The organism is Qipengyuania profundimaris (genome assembly GCF_030717945.1).
In the GTDB taxonomy this organism is placed as follows: domain Bacteria; phylum Pseudomonadota; class Alphaproteobacteria; order Sphingomonadales; family Sphingomonadaceae; genus Qipengyuania; species Qipengyuania profundimaris.
In genome coordinates this window covers 2,445,041-2,458,823 of record NZ_JAVAIM010000001.1, presented here as the reverse complement: position 1 = coordinate 2,458,823, position 13,783 = coordinate 2,445,041, and the positions used below count along the sequence as shown (strand labels likewise).

Annotated in this window: 14 protein-coding genes; 5 read left to right on the top strand and 9 right to left on the bottom strand. The window is 63.6% G+C overall.

The genetic code is table 11. From position 1 onward, the window contains the following. Positions 1-23: 23 nt before the first annotated feature. The 3 genes from Q9K02_RS12130 (at position 24) to Q9K02_RS12120 (ending at position 4,128) form a co-directional block, all read left to right on the top strand. Positions 24-1,061, top strand: coding sequence for a LacI family DNA-binding transcriptional regulator (locus Q9K02_RS12130; protein ID WP_305933130.1), 1,038 nt, complete (start codon positions 24-26; stop codon positions 1,059-1,061). Positions 1,062-1,178: 117 nt separating this feature from the next. Beyond that, positions 1,179-2,729, top strand: a complete 1,551-nt coding sequence (locus Q9K02_RS12125; RefSeq protein ID WP_305933129.1) for an MFS transporter — start codon at positions 1,179-1,181, stop codon at positions 2,727-2,729. Further along, a complete protein-coding gene (locus tag Q9K02_RS12120) occupies positions 2,722-4,128 on the top strand; it encodes an alpha-amylase family glycosyl hydrolase (RefSeq protein WP_305933128.1) in 1,407 nt (468 codons plus the stop codon). The genes Q9K02_RS12125 and Q9K02_RS12120 overlap by 8 nt, the downstream gene beginning before the upstream one ends. Before the next feature lie 21 nt (positions 4,129-4,149). Here the strand turns inward: Q9K02_RS12120 and Q9K02_RS12115 are convergent, their stop codons facing one another. Next, on the bottom strand, positions 4,150-5,418 hold the full coding sequence (locus Q9K02_RS12115; protein WP_305933127.1) for an acetyl-CoA C-acetyltransferase: 1,269 nt from the start codon (positions 5,416-5,418) through the stop codon (positions 4,150-4,152). Positions 5,419-5,534: 116 nt separating this feature from the next. Here Q9K02_RS12115 and Q9K02_RS12110 point away from each other — a divergent pair, with 116 nt between their 5' ends. Together Q9K02_RS12110 and Q9K02_RS12105 are read left to right on the top strand one after the other, a co-directional pair. Continuing rightward, positions 5,535-6,296 (top strand): crotonase/enoyl-CoA hydratase family protein, encoded by a 762-nt coding sequence (locus Q9K02_RS12110; protein WP_305933126.1) that lies wholly within the window; start codon positions 5,535-5,537, stop codon positions 6,294-6,296. Between the two features lie 39 nt (positions 6,297-6,335). After that, complete coding sequence (locus Q9K02_RS12105; RefSeq protein WP_305933125.1) at positions 6,336-7,499, top strand: acyl-CoA dehydrogenase family protein; 1,164 nt, start codon at positions 6,336-6,338, stop codon at positions 7,497-7,499. A gap of 42 nt (positions 7,500-7,541) precedes the next feature. Here Q9K02_RS12105 and Q9K02_RS12100 read toward each other — a convergent pair whose 3' ends face one another. From Q9K02_RS12100 to Q9K02_RS12065, 8 genes are all read right to left on the bottom strand, one after another. Further along, positions 7,542-8,711 carry a glycosyltransferase gene (locus tag Q9K02_RS12100; protein WP_305933124.1) on the bottom strand — a complete coding sequence of 390 codons (1,170 nt, stop codon included), beginning with the start codon at positions 8,709-8,711 and terminating at the stop codon, positions 7,542-7,544. 2 nt (positions 8,712-8,713) lie between these two features. Continuing rightward, complete coding sequence (locus Q9K02_RS12095) at positions 8,714-9,724, bottom strand: fumarylacetoacetate hydrolase family protein (protein WP_305933123.1); 1,011 nt, start codon at positions 9,722-9,724, stop codon at positions 8,714-8,716. Between the two features lie 13 nt (positions 9,725-9,737). After that, positions 9,738-10,379: a maleylacetoacetate isomerase gene (gene maiA / locus Q9K02_RS12090; protein WP_305933512.1), complete on the bottom strand. Its 642-nt coding sequence runs from the start codon at positions 10,377-10,379 to the stop codon at positions 9,738-9,740. Positions 10,380-10,578: 199 nt separating this feature from the next. Continuing rightward, positions 10,579-11,763, bottom strand: a complete 1,185-nt coding sequence (locus tag Q9K02_RS12085; protein ID WP_305933122.1) for an acyl-CoA dehydrogenase — start codon at positions 11,761-11,763, stop codon at positions 10,579-10,581. A gap of 221 nt (positions 11,764-11,984) precedes the next feature. Next, complete coding sequence (locus Q9K02_RS12080) at positions 11,985-12,347, bottom strand: response regulator (protein WP_305933121.1); 363 nt, start codon at positions 12,345-12,347, stop codon at positions 11,985-11,987. A 63-nt stretch (positions 12,348-12,410) separates the two neighbouring features. Then, the gene (locus tag Q9K02_RS12075) at positions 12,411-12,893 is read right to left on the bottom strand and encodes a hypothetical protein (protein WP_305933120.1); all 483 of its coding nucleotides are present in this window, start codon (positions 12,891-12,893) and stop codon (positions 12,411-12,413) included. Next, positions 12,890-13,024, bottom strand: coding sequence for a hypothetical protein (locus tag Q9K02_RS12070; protein WP_305933119.1), 135 nt, complete (start codon positions 13,022-13,024; stop codon positions 12,890-12,892). Before Q9K02_RS12070 ends, Q9K02_RS12075 begins: the two co-directional genes overlap by 4 nt. Beyond that, positions 13,024-13,764, bottom strand: a complete 741-nt coding sequence (locus Q9K02_RS12065) for an OmpA family protein (RefSeq protein ID WP_278328088.1) — start codon at positions 13,762-13,764, stop codon at positions 13,024-13,026. The genes Q9K02_RS12070 and Q9K02_RS12065 overlap by 1 nt, the downstream gene beginning before the upstream one ends. Positions 13,765-13,783: the final 19 nt, after the last annotated feature.

The following is a 13,783-nucleotide window of genomic DNA, read 5'->3' as shown; positions in this document are numbered from 1 at the left end:
CAGGACGGGCCGGGAGGAGTGAGATGGGTCGCAAGCCGACAGGTCGGCCGACCAGCTTCGACATAGCTTATGCGGCTGGGGTCTCGCAGCCCACCGTGAGCCGCGCTTTGCGGGGCGACCGGGCGGTCAGCGCGAAGACCCGCGAGCGCATCCAGCAAATCGCCCGCGACCTCAATTACACCGTCGACAAGAATGCTTCGTCGCTGCGCTCGCAGCGGTCGAACACGATCGCGCTTTTGTTCTTCGAGGATCCGACGCCCGACGAGAGCATGATCAATCCCTTCTTCCTTGCCATGCTGGGATCGATCACGCGCGCTTGCGCAGATCGCGGGCTGGATTTGCTTATCTCCTTCCAGCGGATGGAAGACGACTGGCACGTCCAGTATCAGGACAGCCACCGCGCCGATGGGCTCATCCTGCTCGGCTATGGCGATTACACCGTTTATCGCAAGCGGCTCGACCAGCTCGAGGAGCAAGGGACGCACTTCGCGCGCTGGGGGTCGGTGTCGTCCGACAGCAGCGGCGTGACAGTGGGGACGGACAATCATGCCGCTGGTGTGCTCGCCGGACAGCACCTTGCGCAAAGCGGACGCAAGGCGGTCGCCTTCTTGGGCCACGCGGACGAGCACTATCCCGAATTCGCGGGGCGCTATGCGGGCTTGTGCGAAAGTCTTCGCGAGTCGGGGATCGAGGCGGATCGCGAGCTGCAATTCGATGCAATTACGACCGAGGAAGCTGGTCATGCTGCGGCCGAGGCGCTGCTGGCGAGCGGCAAAGCCTTCGATGCAATCTTCGCCGCCAGCGACCTTATTGCGATCGGAGCCATGCGCGCGCTGGCAGAGGCGGGGCGTAGCGTGCCGGGCGATGTCGCCGTCGTCGGGTTCGACGATATCCCCGCCGCCAGCCTCACCACACCGCCGTTGACCACGGTGATGCAGGACATTCGCGGTGCCGGGCAGGCATTGGTCGAAACGCTCATCGCGCAGATCGAGGATCGGGACCTGCCGCCGCGCAAGCTCCCGGGTAAACTGATCGTGCGCGGGTCGAGCGCCGCCTTCTGAGGCCCTCTACGTATTCGTATACGTGCTTGGCGGAGAGGGGCCGCCATGCCAGCGTAGCAGCCTTAATTGTCGAGCGGACGCCAAGATCCGCGCGCAAGGGACTGAGGATACGTATCGATGGCCACGACACCGGCGGTGGACGCCGCACGCAAGCCGCATATGGGCTGGGGCGGGCTCGCCAACATCAGCTTCGGCTTTTTCGGCATCCAGATCGGCTTCGTGCTGCAGAACTCGAACATGAGCCGCATCTTCCAGACGGTCGGTGCCTCGCTCGACGATCTGCCTGCGCTGTGGGTCGCAGCGCCGCTGACCGGGCTGGTCGTGCAACCGATCATCGGCCATCTGTCGGATAAGACGTGGAACCGGTTCGGCAGGCGGCGGCCCTATTTCATGACCGGCGCTTTGCTGGCCGCACTTTCGCTCTTCCTGATGCCGCTTGCGCCAGCCTTCGCTGCGCCTTTGCTGTTTGCCGCTGCGCTATTGTGGGTGCTCGATGCGAGCTTGAACATCGCGATGGAGCCGTTCCGCGCTTTCGTGGGCGATATGCTCGACAGGTCGCAGCATGCGACCGGCTATGCAGTGCAGACCGCCTTTATCGGGGCTGGCGCGGTGGTCGCGGCGATCTTCCCGTGGCTGCTCGAGCAGTTCGGTGTCAGCAATGTCGCCCCCGCCGGCCAGATTCCGGACACGGTCCGCTGGAGCTTTTGGGCGGGCGCAGTCGCATTGTTCTGCGCCATCGGCTGGACGGTGATAACCACGCGCGAATATTCCCCTGAGGAAATGGCGCGCTTCGAAGCGGAGCGCGCGGTGGAGGCCGGGGCCCCTGTGCGCGCCCTTGCGGCGAAGAGCTACGGCAGTGCCCTGCTCTGGGTCGCAGCGGGCGCAGTGGTCGCAGTGCTTGTCGCGCCGCTCGGGCTGGAGAAGGAGATCTACCTGCTCGGCGGCCTGCTGGCGACGTATGGCCTCCTTAGCGCCATTGCCATTTCCATGGCCAAGCAGGGCCGTTCGGCAAACATGCTGTCGAGCATTGTCGGCGATTTCTCGGGCATGCCGGAGACGATGAAGCGCCTCGCGCTGGTGCAGTTCTTCAGCTGGTCCGCGCTCTTCATAATGTGGATCTATTCCGGGCCGATCGTGTCGCAATATTTCTACGGCAGCGCCGATCCGACCACCGCCGCCTATAACGAGGGCGCGAACTGGTGGAACCTGATCTACACCGTGCAGAACGGTGTGGCTGCCATCGCCGCGCTCGCGCTGCTGCCCGTGATGAGCCGCAAACTCGGCAAGGCGAAAACGCACATGACCTGCCTGCTCCTCGGCGCGGCAGGCTTCCTCGGCTATTTCGTGCTGCGCGATCCCGCGTTGCTGATCGTCTGCGAGATATTGAAGGGTATCGCCTGGGCCTCGATCCTCGCCATGCCATACGCCATCCTCGCCAGCAGCCTGCCGCAGGCGAAGCTCGGTATTTATATGGGCCTGTTCAACATCTTCATCGTGGTGCCGCAGCTGCTGGTCGCGACCGTCATGGGCAGCGTCATGAAGGCGTTCTTCCCCGGCGATCCGATCTGGACGATGCTGTTCGCCGCCGCCGCTTGGGCGCTCGCCGCATTTGCCATGCTCCGGGTCGAAGTGCCCGGCGAAAATTCGCAGGAGACCGCCAATGCCTAAGCTTCTTGCAAGCGCCGCTGCGCTTACCCTTCTCGTCACCGGCGTCGGCACTGCACCGGCCCTTGCCGACGATCATGTCGCCTCGCCCTGGCAGCCGCAAAGCGTGGTCGAGATCGAGCATCCCGAATGGTCGCGCAAGGCGGTGCTCTACCAGATCAATACCCGCCAGTTTACAGAGGAAGGCACATTCGCCGCAGCGCAGGAGCAGCTGCCCCGGCTGAAGGAACTCGGTGTCGATATCCTGTGGTTCATGCCGATCCACCCGATCGGCGAAGTCAATCGCAAGGGCGGCCTCGGCAGTCCGTATTCGGTGAAGGACTATTACGACGTAAATCCGGAGTTCGGCACGAAGGAGGATTTCCGCGCCTTCGTCGATGCCGCGCACGCGCAAGGGTTCAAGGTCATTCTCGACCTCGTCGCAAATCACACGGCATGGGACAACGAGCTCGCGCAGCAGCATCCCGACTGGTACGAAAAGGACTGGAAGGGCGACTTCCGCCCGACACCATGGTGGGACTGGTCCGACATCATCGACCTCGACTGGACCAAGCCCGGCGTCCGCCAGCATGTCGGCGAGGCGATGGAATACTGGGTCCGCGAGTTCGGTGTCGACGGATACCGCGCCGACGTGGCCGGATATGTCCCGCTCGATTTCTGGAACACCATGCGCGACCGGCTGACCGCGATCCGCCCGGTGTTCATGCTGGGCGAGGTGCAGGAAACCGCGTTCCACCAGAAGGCGTTCGACGCGACCTATGCCTGGGACTGGCATAACACCACGAAGAACGTCGCGCAGGGCAAGGGGAATGCGACCAGCTTCTACGGCTATTATGCCGAGAACGAGAGCCTGTGGCCCGAAGAAGCCATGCGCATGACCTATATCGAGAACCATGACAGCAATGCGTGGGAAGGCACCATGGCCGAGAACTACGGCGACGCGCTCTATGCGATGACGGGGCTGTCTTTCACGGGCGAGGGGCTGCCACTGATCCACAACGGCATGGAAGCCTGCAATGCCAAGCGGCTGGAATTCTTCGAAAAGGATGCGATCGATTGGAGCCAGGGGCGCGGCTGCATCTACGGCCTTCTGCTCGAGCAGCTGATCGAGTTCCGCAAGTCGAACCCCGCGCTCGACAACGGGCAGTGGGGCGCGCGGATGCAGAAGGTCGAGAACTCCGCGCCCGAGCAATTGCTCTCATGGGTCCGCCGGAAGGATGACAACAAGGTCCTCGGCCTGTTCAACATGAGCGACAGGCCGGTCAGCGCAAGGCTGACCAGCGGCTTGCCGGTGGGGACCTATGCCGAATTCCCGCTCCGCCGCGAAGTGACGATCGGCGAGGGCGAGACAATCGAACTGCCTGCCTGGGGCTGGCGCCTGTTTGCGAGCGGCAGCGACTAATCGCGCTGCCGCGCTGCAAGATCAGTCGACGAAATCGTCCACACGCTCGATGATGATCGCCGGCGCCATGCCGCCCGCCGCGCACATGGTGACAAGGCCGTAGCGCTTGTCCTGCCGTTCGAGCTCATCGACCATGGTGCCGATGAGGATCGATCCGGTTGCGCCGATGGGGTGGCCCAGTGCGATGGACCCGCCATTGACGTTCACCTTGTCCCAGTCGAGGTCGAGATCGCGCACGAACTTGGCGGCAACGACGGCGAAGGCCTCGTTAATCTCGTAAAGATCGATGTCGTCCTTGGTCAGGCCGGCCTTTTCGAGCACCTTCTTCGCTGCCGGCACGGGCGCGTTGAGCATCAGCGTGGGATCATCGCCCATGTTCGCCGTCGCCACGATGCGCGCGCGAGGCTGCAAGCCATGCTTCTGTGCGTAGTCCTTGCTGGCGACCAGCACGGCCGCGGCGCCATCGACCACACCGGAGCTGTTGCCCGCGTGGTGGAAGTGCTTGATTTCCAGATCGGGGTATTTCGCATTCACTAGCCCGGCGAACGTCGTGCCGTTCTTGTCGAGCGGGACGTTGGCGATCTTCGCGAAGGCGGGTTCCAGCTCGGCCAGCCCTTCGCGCGTGGTCTGCGGGCGCGGATATTCCTCCTTGTCGAGAACGACATTGCCCTCGTCGTCTTTCACCGGAACCACCGACTTGTCGAAGCGGCCTTCCTCGATCGCCTTGGCTGCGCGTTGCTGGCTGCGATAGCCGACCTCGTCCAACTCCTCGCGGGTGAAGCCCTCCATCGTGGCGATGGCATCGCCGCAAACGCCCTGGTGACTCTGCGGGTGGCTGGCCTGGAGCCGCTCGTTATAGCTGCCCATCATCGGCGGCTTCAGCCCGGCAGCCATCTTGTCCTTGGACATTTGTGCGGTGAGGCTCATCATTTCGGTGCCGCCCGCGACCACGCAATCCTCCATGCCGCTCATCACCTGCGCTGCCGCCAGGGCGACCGAAGTGATGCCGCCGCCGCAGAAGCGGTCCAGCGTCGTGCCCGAAGAGGTGATGTCGAAACCTGCGTCGAGCGCCGCCATGCGGCCCATGTCGCCGGCCTGCATGCCGTCCTGCGTGCTGACCGACCAGATCACGTCGTCAACCGTGCCGGTGTCGAGGTCGTTGCGCTCCTTGATGGCCTTGAGGCAGGTCGCAGCGAGATGCTGCGGGTGCATGTGCGCCAGCGCGCCCTTGCCCTGCTTGCCGATCCCGCGGGGGGTGCGGACTGCGTCGATGATATAGGCTTCGGCCACGGCGTATTCCTCTCTCGGTTTGGCGATTCTTGCGGCGATTGCCGGTTGACGTTTGCGTAAGCCTCCCGCAGCAAGGGCGCAAGACAAGTTTCGAATTGCAATGGAGAGAGAATCCGATGTCCGAGGAAGTCCTCACGAGCGTGGAAGACGGCATTCTGGTCGTCACGATCAACCGGCCCGATGCGAAGAACGCGATGACCAAGGCTGCGGCCAAGGGCATTGCCGCGGCGATGGACCGGCTCGACAGCGAGGATGATTTACGGGTCGGTATCCTGACCGGCGCGGGCGGCACTTTCTGCTCCGGCATGGACCTCAAGGGCTTCCTGCGCGGTGAAAGCCCGGTGGTCGAGGGGCGCGGTTTCGGCGGCGTCGTGCAGGCTCCGCCCAAGAAACCTCTGATCGCCGCTGTCGATGGCTATGCGCTGGCCGGCGGCCTCGAACTGATGATCGCCTGCGATCTGGTCGTTGCCAACGACGGCGCGAAATTCGGCATTCCCGAAGTGAAGCGCGGCCTGGTCGCCGCGGCGGGCGGGGTGATGATGCTGCCCGACCAGATTCCCGAGCGGATCGCGATGGAACTGGCGCTGACCGGCGACTTCATCGATGCCGCGCGTGCTTACGAACTCGGCCTGATCAACCGCGTGACCAATGGCTCGGCGCTCGACGGCGCGAAGGAACTCGCGGCGAAGATCGTGGCCAACGGTCCGCTCGCCGTCAAAGTTTCGAAGGCAGTCATCAAGGAATCGCGCGGCTGGCCGATGGACGAGCGCTACGAGCGCCAGACCCAGCTTATTGCGCCGGTCTTCGTCAGCGAGGATGCGCGCGAAGGCGCCGCCGCTTTCGCCGAAAAGCGGGCGCCGAACTGGAAGGGCAAGTAAGCCCGCCAGCACATAGAATTACCGGAGAGGACCCAGACAATGCCCGTTATCGACGTAGCCCCGCCCGAATTCATGGAAGACGAGGAAATCTCGATCTTCGCCGATGCCGTCGGCAAATTCTACCAGCAGCACGCGCCGGAGAAACGCGTGCTGAAATGGCGCGAAAACGGCCAGGTCGAGCGCGAATTCTGGAACGAGGCGGGCGAGGCCGGGCTGCTCGGCGTGTCGGTGCCGGAAGAATACGGCGGCCATGGCGGCGATTTTCGCCACGACATGGTCGTGATCGACCAGCAGGCGAAGCACAATGTCGAAGGTTTCGCGGCCAGCCTGCACAATACCGTGATCCTGCCGTACCTCGTGCGCCACGGTACCGAAGAGCAGAAGAAGAAATACCTCCCCAAGCTGGTAACTGGCGAGCTCGTCAGTGCAATCGCCATGACCGAGCCCGGCGTCGGTTCCGACCTCCAGAGCATCACGACGACGGCTCTCAAGGACGGCAATGGCTATCGCATCAACGGGGCCAAGACTTATATCTCCAACGGCCAGACCGCCGATTTCATCATCGTTGTCGCCAAGACCGATCCCAAGGAGCGGGCGAAGGGCATTTCGCTCATGCTGCTTGAAACCGAGGGCGCGGAAGGGTTCCAGCGTGGCAAGAAGCTCGACAAGGTCGGGCTCGATGCGGCGGATACGTCGGAATTGTTCTTCGACGATGTCTTCGTGCCAGCGGAAAACGTGCTCGGCGGGGAGGAAGGCAAGGGCTTCTACCAGCTGATGGGCGAGTTGCCGCAGGAACGCCTCATTATTGCCATGGGCGCGATGACCGGGATCGAGAAGGCACTCGAAACCACGATGGAGTTCGTGAAGGGGCGCAAGGCCTTCGGCCAGACGATCTGGGACTTCCAGAACACACAATTCGTCATGGCCGACCTCAAGGCGCGCGGCACGGCGGCGCGGGTGTTCGTGAACGATTGCATCGCCAAGCACCTCAAGGGCGAGCTCGACGTGCCGACCGCCTGCATGGCCAAATATTGGGTCACCGAGCTGCAAGGCGAGGTCGTCGACAAATGCCTTCAGTTCCATGGCGGCGCAGGTTTCATCAACGACTACCCGATCGCGCGCATGTATCGCGATAGCCGGATCACTCGAATTTTCGGCGGTTCGAATGAAGTCATGAAAATGGTGATCTCGCGCTCGATGTAACTATTCCGGCGGGGGTAAGTGGCCGCGAGCCGGTTTCCCCCATTACTGCGGGATTTTCCCACTTATCTGCCGTTCAAGCTGCGCGGGTGAGAGAACGCCGAGGCAATCCTCGTAGATCCGTCGCCATTGTCCTGCGATATGCTCCTTGCCGAAGGTGCCGGAGGCGAGAGCCTGGGCCGCCCGCGACATCGACAGCCATTCAGGTTCCTCGATTCTGAGCGCTTCGATTAGCGCGGTTTTTATGCTTTCCCGATCGGGACCGCATTTCAGGGCTGCCCCGTTTGCGTAGCCTTCGGGCAGATTGCATGCCGGGCTGATCGCCGCAGGAATGCCCGCGGACCATCCGTCGAGGATTGATATCGGCAGGCCCTCGCTCGAGGATGGCAGCACAAGAAACCGGGCGAGTTCCAGCAATGCCGCCTTCTGCGAGGCGAAGGCAGCGCTTACAAATTCAATGGAAGGGCCCATTGGCTCAAGGAAGCGCTCGAGTGCCGTAACCCCCTCTTCGTCGCCCCAGCCAGCTACGACGAGGCTCGCGTCGGGCGGCAAATCAGGCAGGGCAGCGAGCCAACCTTCCATGAGCGCGACGAGGTTCTTTTTCTCGTGAATGGTGCCGAGGTATAACACCATGGGAGGCGGCATGGTCTGGCGCGGCTGCGACGGCGGCGATGCACAGCTGGGGATGACACCGATCAGCTGAGCGCCGCACTCGCGGCCGATATCCCCTGCTTCGGCCGGGGTCAGCGCGTGAAATGCCATGGCATTGGACCAGGCGCTTTTCTCCCAAGCCAGACGCGCGAGGTTCTTTTTCCAGCGATTGCGTTCGATCATCCAGGCATCGCACATGCCTAGCGGGCTGATGACCAAGGGGCCGTTCGTCGCCTTCGACCAACGCGTCGCGGCGCGACTGGCATAGCTCCAGATCCCATGAAGATGGACCAAGTCCAGCCCTGCGTCCAAGAGCACCGGCGTCAGCCGTGGGGCAAACCCGGGATGCTTTGGTCCATGAATCTGCGCCAGCCGGATTTCGGCTCCCGCCAACCGCCACGCGTCGGCTGCATGACTGTCGTCTTCCGCAGCGACCACGACCGGCTGCGCGTCCAGCGTCTTCAATAGATCGACCTGTCTGACGACGGCTTCGAAAACACCGCCGTTCGTCCGGCTGGCGCGGGCAGTCAGTAGGCCGATGCGCTTGCCGGCCAGCGCGGCCATGGTCAGGCCTCGACGACTTTCTGTTCGATCGCGCCAAAGATCGAGTGGCCGTCTTCGTCCTTCATCTCGACCCGGACGGTGTCGCCCGGTGCCATGAAGCGCGTCTTGGCTTCGCCATCGGCGATCGTCTCGATCATACGGATCTCGGCGATGCAGCTGTAGCCGAGGCCGCCGTCTGCCACCGGCTTGCCCGGATCGCCGTCCGGCCCCTGGTTGGATACGGTGCCGGAGCCGATGATCGTGCCCGCGCCCAGATCGCGCGTCTTGGCGGCATGGGCGACGAGGTCGGCCAAGCTGAAGGTGGCATCGACGCCCGCATTCGCGCGGCCGAAGGCTTCGCCATTGTAATCGACCATCAGTGGCAGGTGGATGACACTGTCCTTCCACGCATCGCCGAGTTCGTCGGGGGTCACCGCGACGGGACTGAAAGCGCTGGCGGGCTTGGACTGGAAGAAGCCGAACCCCTTGGCCAGTTCGCCCGGGATGAGGCCGCGCAAGCTGACGTCATTGACCAGCATGACCAGCTTGATGTGATCCGCGGCCTTCTCGCTCGACACGCCCATGGGCACGTCATCGGTAATGACCGCGATCTCGCCCTCCATGTCGCAGCCCCAGCTGGTGTCTTTCAGCGGGATGTCGTCTCGCGGGGCGAGAAATCCATCGCTGCCGCCCTGATACATCAGCGGATCGTGATAGAAGCTCTCGGGCACTTCCGCGCCGCGCGCCTTGCGCACCAGTTCGACGTGATTGATGTAGGCCGAACCGTCGGCCCACTGATAGGCGCGCGGCAGCGGCGAATGCGCCTCGCGCTCGTGAAAGCGCTCGCACGGTACAGCTTCGTGCTGGACGTCGGTGTAAAGCGCCTCCAGCTTCGGCGCGATCTCGTCCCAATTGTCGAGCGCGGCCTGCAGGGTCGGCGCGATGTTGTCGGCGGCGCAATAGCGGGTGAGGTCTTTCGACACGACCACCAGCTTGCCGTCGCGGGTTCCGTCCTTGAGCGTGGCGAGTTTCATGGGTGGTCCTCTCTTATTTTCGTTCGGGATTATCGGGTTGCGCATCCGGATGGGCGCGCTGGAACTCTGGCAATGCAAGGCAGGCTTGTTCGATCCGCGCTATGTGCGGCTTGTCGCTGAAATCGAAGCCGAAGCGCTGCGCGTTATACACTTGCGGAAGCAGGCAGACTTCGAAAAAGCCGGGGCGGTCAAACAGGAAATCGCCGGTTCCGATCTGCGCCAGCCGTGCCTCCAGCGGGTCGAGCGTGCGCGCGAGCCAGTGGCGATACCAGACGCCGATTTCGTCCTGCGTCTTGCCGTATTCATTGGCGAGGTATTTCAGCACCGGCAGGTTGAGCGGCGCGTGCAGCTCGGTCGCGATGGCATAGGCCAGCTCGCGCGCGACATAGCGGTCGTGGGTGTCGGAGGGCAGTAGGGGGCGCTCGGTGTAAGCCTCGTCCAGCCACTCGATCTGCGCCATCGACTGGACGTAATCCTTGCCATCGACTTCCAGCAGGGGGACCGATCCGAAGGGATTGCGGCTGGTGAAGGCCGCGCCTTTCTGTTCGCTCTCCAGCAGGTTCACCGGGACATATTCGAAATCCAGCCCCTTCAGCTCCAGCGCGATGCGCAAGCGATAGCTGGTGGAACTGCGATAATAGCCGTGAAGGCGGATCATGGTGCGACCATCCCCCTGTTGGAGTTACCGAGGGCGAGTTCACGACATGGACCGCATGTTACACGGTCCAAGCGCAAAAAAACGGGCTCGCCCGTGAGAACGGCTGAGGAAGCTTCGGAAATGGCGCTGGCGCTGGTCATCCGGACCGTATCGCACACCCGGACCGTGTAGGACAGAACGCGGTCGATGCGCACCATCAAAACGCGGCGACGCCCGTGATCGCGCGGCCCAGGATCAGCGCATGGACGTCATGCGTGCCTTCATAGGTGTTCACCGTCTCGAGGTTCACCATGTGACGGATGACTTGGTATTCTTCGGAAATGCCGTTGCCGCCGTGCATGTCGCGGGCCTTGCGCGCGATATCGAGTGCCTTGCCGACATTGTTGCGTTTGACGATCGAAATCATGTCGGGTGCGAACTTGCCTTCGTCCATCAGGCGCCCGACGCGCAAGGAACCCTGCAGGCCCAGCGCGATGTCGGTCATCATGTCTGCCAGCTTGAGCTGGAACAGCTGCTTGCTGGCAAGCGGCACGCCGAACTGCTCGCGATCAAGGCCATACTGGCGCGCCGCATGCATGCAGAATTCCGCTGCGCCGAGCGCGCCCCAGCTGATGCCGTAGCGTGCGCGGTTGAGGCAGCCGAAGGGACCTTTGAGGCCCTGCACGTCAGGTAGCAAGGCGTCCTCGCCCACCTCGACCTCGTCCATCACGATCATGCCGGTGGTGCTGGCGCGCAGGCTCAGCTTGCCCGCGATCTTCGGGGCGGAAAGGCCCTTCATGCCCTTTTCGAGGATGAAGCCGCGGATGCCGCCGCCATGCTCCTCGCTTTTTGCCCAGACCACGAAAACGTCTGCGAAGGGAGAGTTGGAAATCCACGTCTTGGAGCCGGAGATCACATAGCCGCCGTCGACCTTCTTCGCGGTCGTCTTCATGCCTGCCGGATCGCTGCCGGCATCGGGTTCGGTCAGGCCGAAACAGCCGATCAGCTGTCCACTGGCAAGGCCGGGAAGGTATTTCTGCTTCTGCGCTGCGGAGCCGTAGGCATGGATCGGATACATCACGAGGCTCGACTGGACCGACGCCATCGAACGATAGCCGCTATCGACCCGCTCGATCTCACGCGCGATCAGGCCGTAGGCGACATAGCTAGCGCCTGCCCCGCCATATTCCTCCGGCACGGTCGCGCCGAGCAGGCCCGCCTCGCCCATCAGGGGGAAGAGTTCGGGCGCGTCGGTTTCCTCGCGATAGGCATCGGTCACGCGCGGCTGTAGCTCGCCTTGGGCGAAGGCGTGCGCGGCGTCGCGGATCATCCGCTCTTCCTCGGTCAGCTGCTCGTCGAGATTGAAGGGATCGTCCCAGGCGAAAGGCACCATACCGGCCATGTGGTCTCCTCTGTTGCCGATGTGCGATGGCAGGCTTGCGGGCGCTCTGCAAGGGGGCGTCAGGCCGCTTCGCTACCGTCCGGCGAGAGCAGGGCGTAGCGGCCTTCGTCGCAAAGTCCGGCTACCAATTGAGGTCCGGTTTTCAGCTCAGCTCGGAAGTGAACTTCACAGTTCTCGTCAAGTTCTGCGCCAAGAGAAAGAGGTGAAGCGAAACGGCGGCGTCAGCCGTGGGCGAGAACGCGCTGCACGTTTGCAATCATCTCGGCCGGGGGGCTCGGCTTCTGGACGGCCAGCGCTTCGGGAAAACGAGTGGCGACATCGTCTGGCGTTAATTGTCCGGAATGAAAGATGACCGGCACATCCTCGGCCATCATCTGCTCCGCGAGCGGATAGACGATGCCATCGCCCAGTTGCACATCGAGGATCGCAAGGTCGGGCTTGTGCTTTTGATAGGCCAGCATGGTCGACTGGATGTCCGTGAACGGACCTTCTACCACATACCCAGCTTCGGCGACGGTCTGGCACAGATCCTCACCGATAATCGTCTCGTCTTCGGCAACGAGGATGCGCAATTGCTGTCCCATAGGAAACTCTCCCAAACCATCGACCCATTCGATCAACAGGCCCGGTTTGGATTCGTTCCCCGATCAAGAAATCTTGCCGTATCTGCTCGCGAAACCGCTTTCGTCGCCATCGGCCAGAAGGCGCGCCTGGCCGACCCAGTCGTCACGCCGGATGCGGCCTTCGAAGCGACCCAGCGTCGGGTCGATCCGGTCGATGTCCTCCTCCGTCCACGCCGCTACCTGCGCGAAACCGGTGACGCCCTGCTCGCGGAGCAGCGCGGCCAGCTTCGGGCCGACACCCTTGATGCGGGTGAGATCGTCGCTCCCGGTTGTCTGCGTAGTGGTCGGCGGCACGGCGGCCGTCGGCTGCATCGGGGTGGCGGCAGGCGCGCTGTCGATCAAGGCCTTGTTGCGTGTCGCCGGCGCTGCGCCTTCGTCGAGCACGTCCTTGCTCGTTCCCGTGACCCGGGTTCGGCGGGAGGCGTGGAAGATGTACCAGGCGATCACCAGCCCGATGACGAGCGCGATCACGATGGCGGGCCAATAGGCCTCAAGCAGTTCGATCATTGGGGATCCTTCATGGTTCCGTCGGTTTCGATATCGCCCCGCTCCGTGCGGCCCCACAGGCCCCAGCCGATCCCGATGCCGGCGAAATAGCCGACCAGCATCAACACCACGACTTCGAACCAGATCGGCATCAGCGGGCTCCCGGCGTGTCGACTGGGGTGGGGCGAAGCGGCTCGGTGCGGATCACGGCGAATTCGATTCGGCGGTTGGCCGGGTCGCCGGGGGCCAGGCCTTCGACCGGCTCGGACGAACCCATGCCGCGCGCCCGGAGGCCGTCGCGCGGGATGCCGCGGCTCACCAGCGCTTCGCGCACCGCCCGCGCGCGTTCCATGCTCAAAGCGAGATTGCCGGGCTCGGTGCCCGACTTGTCGGTGTGGCCGGTGATCGAAATGATTGCGCCCAGACAAGGCTGCAAGGCTTCGGCCACTTCGTCGAGCAGAATGCGGCTTGCCGGCAGCAGCGCGCTCGAAGCTTCCTCGAAGCGGATCGAGCGACTGCGCAACAGGCCGTCGACGTCCTCCTGGCAATGGAGCGGTTCGAAAGTAGGCGCGTCGGTTTCCGCGCGCGCGGTTCCGTCGCTCCAGACCACGCCGCCGACGCCGGGCATTCCGGCCACGGCCTGCGCCACGCGGGCGCGGGTCTGTTCGGGCAGGTCCTCGCCATTGCTGAGCAACGGATGGCGCGTCGGCGAACCGTTAGCGCCCGTAAAGCGCGCAGTTACGCCGCCTCCGCCGTTCTCGGTGATCGCCTGCGCTGCACTCTCCTCGAGCGGCACGACGAAGGCCTCGTCGGTCTTCGTAGCATAGCCATAGCCGGCCACCGCGACGAGCGCGGCACCGGCGACGATGGCAAGGGCAGGGCGGATCGACATGCAGCGGCTCTTAGCCGCC

What these genes read in the sequence shown, in the direction of transcription:
- Q9K02_RS12130 (WP_305933130.1), top strand. Translation starts at nt 24, where the DNA reads ATGGGTCGCAAGCCGACAGGTCGGCCGACCAGCTTCGACATAGCTTAT.
- Q9K02_RS12125 (WP_305933129.1), top strand. Translation starts at nt 1,179, where the DNA reads ATGGCCACGACACCGGCGGTGGACGCCGCACGCAAGCCGCATATGGGC.
- Q9K02_RS12120 (WP_305933128.1), top strand. Translation starts at nt 2,722, where the DNA reads ATGCCTAAGCTTCTTGCAAGCGCCGCTGCGCTTACCCTTCTCGTCACC.
- Q9K02_RS12110 (WP_305933126.1), top strand. Translation starts at nt 5,535, where the DNA reads ATGTCCGAGGAAGTCCTCACGAGCGTGGAAGACGGCATTCTGGTCGTC.
- Q9K02_RS12105 (WP_305933125.1), top strand. Translation starts at nt 6,336, where the DNA reads ATGCCCGTTATCGACGTAGCCCCGCCCGAATTCATGGAAGACGAGGAA.
- Q9K02_RS12100 (WP_305933124.1), bottom strand. Translation starts at nt 8,711, where the DNA reads ATGGCCGCGCTGGCCGGCAAGCGCATCGGCCTACTGACTGCCCGCGCC.
- Q9K02_RS12095 (WP_305933123.1), bottom strand. Translation starts at nt 9,724, where the DNA reads ATGAAACTCGCCACGCTCAAGGACGGAACCCGCGACGGCAAGCTGGTG.
- Q9K02_RS12085 (WP_305933122.1), bottom strand. Translation starts at nt 11,763, where the DNA reads ATGGCCGGTATGGTGCCTTTCGCCTGGGACGATCCCTTCAATCTCGAC.
- Q9K02_RS12080 (WP_305933121.1), bottom strand. Translation starts at nt 12,347, where the DNA reads ATGGGACAGCAATTGCGCATCCTCGTTGCCGAAGACGAGACGATTATC.
- Q9K02_RS12075 (WP_305933120.1), bottom strand. Translation starts at nt 12,893, where the DNA reads ATGATCGAACTGCTTGAGGCCTATTGGCCCGCCATCGTGATCGCGCTC.
- Q9K02_RS12070 (WP_305933119.1), bottom strand. Translation starts at nt 13,024, where the DNA reads ATGCCGATCTGGTTCGAAGTCGTGGTGTTGATGCTGGTCGGCTATTTC.
- Q9K02_RS12065 (WP_278328088.1), bottom strand. Translation starts at nt 13,764, where the DNA reads ATGTCGATCCGCCCTGCCCTTGCCATCGTCGCCGGTGCCGCGCTCGTC.